2 protein-coding genes are annotated in these 3,640 nt (G+C 48.8%); both read right to left on the reverse strand.

The features are described 5' to 3' along the window. Positions 1-1,376: 1,376 nt before the first annotated feature. Complete coding sequence (locus tag V6D20_10155; protein HEY9816142.1) at positions 1,377-1,751, reverse strand: hypothetical protein; 375 nt, start codon at positions 1,749-1,751, stop codon at positions 1,377-1,379. A gap of 142 nt (positions 1,752-1,893) precedes the next feature. Further along, positions 1,894-3,640: C2 family cysteine protease (locus V6D20_10160; GenBank protein HEY9816143.1), on the reverse strand; the 1,747-nt coding region annotated here is incomplete at its 5' end.

Consider the following 3,640-nt stretch of genomic DNA (forward strand, 5'->3'; position numbering starts at 1 on the left):
CATGACAAGCGCATCCACTGAATCAACGAATTCCTGATATCCGTAGTCTTCACCGCCCTCTACATCTCCCTCACTAGGTAGCCAGTCAATGCCACCGTTCTTACGTGCGATGAAACCATCAATGCTTGTTGCGATATACACAGTAGCTTTCATGCCTTTCTCGGTAACGCTATTGCCGCATACTATCGTTTATGCTGAACATCTCTCCTCTAATCTGCATAACATCACCCACAAGGATGATTAGCCAGACTACGGCTAAAGATCGCTTCCCCCAGAGAGGGTTAGGCTGAAAGTTGTCTGCATAACTACCCTGCTTGGGGTGTTATGTAGACCTTGATCAGCCCAGACACCAAATAGGGGTGATTATGACGATGGGATGCTCGATAACACCCCAAATAGGGTCATTACGAGCACGAACATCGGTATAATGCGCCCATTGCAGGGTGTTATACCGATATCTCCAAACAATCTTCACGATCAGCCCAGGATCAACGCATGCAGTATTTAGTATACGTGTTCTAGCTAGAGATTCCTGACTCATGATCGATCCTCAACCCAGACAAATCCTGGAGGAGCGATCGCCTATGGGGTCGCCACACCGACATGACGGACATCCCTGAGATTCCCAGACCAATTCTCGGATTATTCGGGAGCGATCGCCCTCACCCCAAACCCTCTTCCATTCTTTGCCACTCCATCAATGGACGGAAGAACTAGGGCAAGGACTCAACGCAGGGACAGCTAACGTTCCCAATTACCCACCGTAGATAACCTCAAACTCTCACAGATAACCTCTCGGCGGTCGGCGTGCATTAGGGTTGTTATGCAGCGATCGCTGGGTCTTCATTCTCCAGGTTGGCGTTGCTGAATACAAGCATGAATTCCTAAATCCGCCCTCCCCCTAGAGAGAAGGGTTGGGGATGAGGGCCAGTCATCTATCGACTCAGCAATACCCAAATCGGATTACCCTAGGTTGTTACTGACGACAACTTGGATTGAGTCTCAAGCCTACCCTAGCCACAGACCTTGTTAGAATCCAAGCAGGGGCAGCGATCGCCCCCACCCAAGCAATCCACCCAGCCTCACTGTCGAGCCTCAGCTGGCCAAGCATTGTAACAAAGCATTAAGAGTCCTCGATCTTTTTTTAGAATTACTAAAACCTGGAAAAGGTTGATCCTGAAGGCATTCAAGAGATAGTAGCCCACATCCATGACAAAAATATTGAATAAGGGGTTTGACCCCTCACCCCTAAAGTGCCATACTTTGTTATGTAGATGCACCCTGATGGTAGGGAGAGCCGATTGTCGCTCTCTCTTTTTTTTGCCATTTTTTTGCCATGACAGAAAAATCAAGAGCGGTGCATCTACGACAGCCGATTACTGAATCTCTACGGGAGCCGAGGTCAGGCGATACTGGCGATCGCCCACTCGATAGGTAGCGATCGCTTGCACTGGCCCATCCCCGACATAGCCCACTGTATTGCTTAGATGGAAAACCAGTTCCGAATGTTCCAGGGGGCGCAAGCGAATGTCCGTGGACGAAAACTCAAACGGCTGCGGCTGTCCATCCACGGTTTGAATCTCAATCGTTTCCAGAACAATAGTGACATCCTCTAGCTCAGGATTTTCCAAATAGAGAAAAACCGACGCTAAGCCAATGGGGCGATCGGCTCTGGGAGGCAGACCATCTGGTGGATCTCGTTCCTCCCATGCCAATAGAGTGACCCGATGCATCCATTCATGCTGAGACACAACTGCTCCTTGTTCCAACAAACGTGGGTGGTTGGATGGGGCGGGTTGGGGTAGAGCATCGCTGTATACCCCAAGTCCCGCTAGGGTCGATAACAGAAGCATTTCAGTCATCAACCATCTCCTCATAGCTCAATCTCCTTCGCTAAACAGCTCCGGGAATGCGAACGCCTGAATAGCCCCATCGAACAAAGGTAGCCTGTACCTGAGCCCAACTGTACCAAGATGTTGTGCCATGGGGGTTATAGATCTGATAGCCAAGGGTGGGACTATAACCCACTAATGTATAGGCATGACCACCATCACTGAGGTATACAATCCGGTTATTGTTGTGAGCACTAATGATTTCGCTAGAGCTCAGCGGTGTGAGATATCCCGTGTTGCTCAAACCCGTGATGTGGCTAATGGCTGATAATGTCCCGCCATCTAGGGCCGCATAGGTGTTAGAACTATCACCTCGTCCAAGCCATCCAGATTCATTAACCTGAGCATAGGCTTTTTCGGCAAGGGCAGCCCATAGTTCATTACTGGTGTTGTTATACAACCCACCACCCCAAGCCACGTAGTATCGTCCACCGGCGGCTGTGCTAGGTAAGTAGCGATCGACCGTGACATAGTCGGCGACACCGTTGTTATAGAAACGTACGGTAAAGGTACCGTCTCCGTTATCGATAAACATGTTTTGGATCGTGGATGGATTGCGGAAAGCAGTACCAGCGATCGATGCGCAGAAGTAACAGTCACCTAGCCCACCTTGCACCACATCTTGGTAAGCAATACCATTTTGGAACAATGCCCCGCTGGTATAGCGATAGGTTGTAGTTGAAGCGGCGGTTGGATGATCTAAACCAAGGAACCATTTGCCAATCAGTTTTTCTAAGTGGTCAGCCGTTGCGCCAGCATAGAGGTTGCCCAAGTTGGTGCTGGTGCTAGCTCCACCTGTCCACCATTGGTTAGCAGGATTACTGTTGACGACCTTATAGGCCAAATTATGGACATAATCTGGCATGGTGGTGCTTTGACCATTGACGAACGTTCGTAAATCCGTCAGTTCTGCAGCATCAATGTTCCCATAATCCTTAGCGGCCCGGAGAATGCTCATCATTTCATAACGGCGATCGAAGTTCCGAGTATCGAAGTAGCGAGCCATACCAATGATGCCAGCATCAGTGAGATGCTCGCTGTACCAATCACCTGTGGAAACGCTGAGATAATAGTTGCTGCTTGTAGAATCCCCTGACCATCGATAGGCTTGTGCAAAGTAAGTTCCTGCGGCTAGGGGTTCAGAGATCCATTCTGCACCGTCACTATAATTAACTGAGTTAGCGATGACCTCATCAGGGTCTACCACACCATTATTGTTGATATCTTGGACGAGTCTTAGATCGATATCATTCGTCATACCAGCTAACGTTAAGTTAACGGTGCGGCTACGATCAAGGCTAAATCGGAAGGTATCAGCTACGTTGAGGTAGTAGGTGCTGGATCCTACATAACCAGAATTAAAGGTTGTGGTGCCATCAATAGCTCCTAGATCATATTCTGTCGGCAGCAGGTTACTTGGGTAGCCGTTAGATAGACATAGGGTATAGTTATTCGTGCCAGAGTACTGGGATACTTGCACCAAATAATCTCCAGCTATCATATCAGATATAGAAATTGACTCGTCTATTCCAGCTCGGCGGCGGGCGGAGTAGCTAATCATTTCATAGCCTTCAAAAAGGCCGTTATTGTTGGCATCTCGGCCTATTCTCACATCTGCGTCACCCGTAAATCCCGTTAAAGAAAGGTTAACGTGGCTGGTGCTATCTAGGCTAAACGTATAGAAATCAGATGTGTTTGTATCACTCACGGTATGAGTGCAGGTCAAAACACTATTGCCTAGGGTTCCC

Source organism: Candidatus Obscuribacterales bacterium, assembly GCA_036703605.1.
Classification (GTDB): Bacteria; Cyanobacteriota; Cyanobacteriia; order RECH01; family RECH01; genus RECH01.